At 69.5% G+C, this 1,119-nt stretch carries 1 protein-coding gene; it reads left to right on the top strand.

Annotated features, from left to right (window positions below):
* A partial coding sequence (locus tag K7G59_RS34330) for an acyltransferase domain-containing protein (protein WP_225840657.1) occupies window positions 1-1,119 on the top strand: 1,119 nt, incomplete at both ends.

Below are 1,119 nucleotides of genomic sequence, written 5' to 3'. Positions count from 1 at the left end.
GCGGCGGGTTTCGCGGCCGGGTTGTCGGGGCTGGTGGAGGGCCGGCCGGTTCCGGGTGTGGTCGAGGGTGGTGTCGTCGCGGGTAAGTCGGCGGTGCTGTTCTCGGGGCAGGGGAGCCAGCGTCTGGGTATGGGCCGGGAGCTGTATGAGGCCTTCCCGGTGTTCGCCGATGCGTTCGACGCGGTGTGCGCGGAGCTGGATCGGCACCTGGACATGCCGCTTCGGGATGTGGTGTGGGGTGTGGATGCCGGGTTGTTGAGCGAGACGGTGTTCACGCAGGCCGCGTTGTTCGCGGTGGAGGTGGCGCTGTTCCGGCTGGTGGAGTCGTGGGGGGTTCGTCCGGACTTCGTGGCGGGGCATTCGATCGGTGAGCTGGCGGCTGCGTATGTGGCGGGGGTGTGGTCGCTGGAGGATGCGTGTGTTCTGGTGGCGGCGCGTGGCCGGTTGATGCAGGAGCTGCCGCGTGGTGGTGCGATGGTGGCGGTGCGGGCTGGTGAGGCCGAGGTGCGTGGGCTGCTGGACGAGCGGGTGGGTGTTGCCGCGGTCAACGGTCCGGGTTCGGTCGTGCTGTCGGGTGTCGAGGACGCTGTTCTTGCGGTGGCGGCGCGGTTGGAGGGTGAGGGTCGTAAGACGCGTCGTCTGCGGGTGTCGCATGCGTTCCACTCGTCGTTGATGGAGCCGATGCTGGCGGAGTTCGCGCGGGTCGCGGAGGGTCTGTCGTATGCGGTTCCTCGGATCCCGGTGGTGTCGAACCTGACGGGGGGTGTGGCTGCTGCTGAGGAGCTGTGCTCGCCGGGGTACTGGGTGCGGCATGTGCGGGAGGCGGTGCGTTTCGCGGACGGGGTGTCGGCGCTGGCGGAGCGGGATGTCACGACGTTCCTGGAGCTCGGGCCGGACGGTGTGCTGTCGGCGATGGGGCAGGAGAGTGCTCCGCAGGCGGTGTTCGCTCCGGTGCTGCGCCCCGACCGTGGTGAGGTCGAGGTTCTGACTGAGGCGTTGGCGGCGGTGTATGTGCGGGGCACGGCCGTCGACTGGCTGTCGGTCCTGGCCGCGAACGGGGTGGCGGGACGTCGGGTGGAGTTGCCGACGTATGCGTTCCAGCGTGAGCGCTACTGGCTG

This window comes from Streptomyces sp. NK08204, assembly GCF_020400585.1.
In the GTDB taxonomy this organism is placed as follows: domain Bacteria; phylum Actinomycetota; class Actinomycetes; order Streptomycetales; family Streptomycetaceae; genus Streptomyces.
The sequence above is the reverse complement of the archived record's forward strand: the minus strand, read 5'-3'. Positions and strand labels throughout refer to the sequence as shown.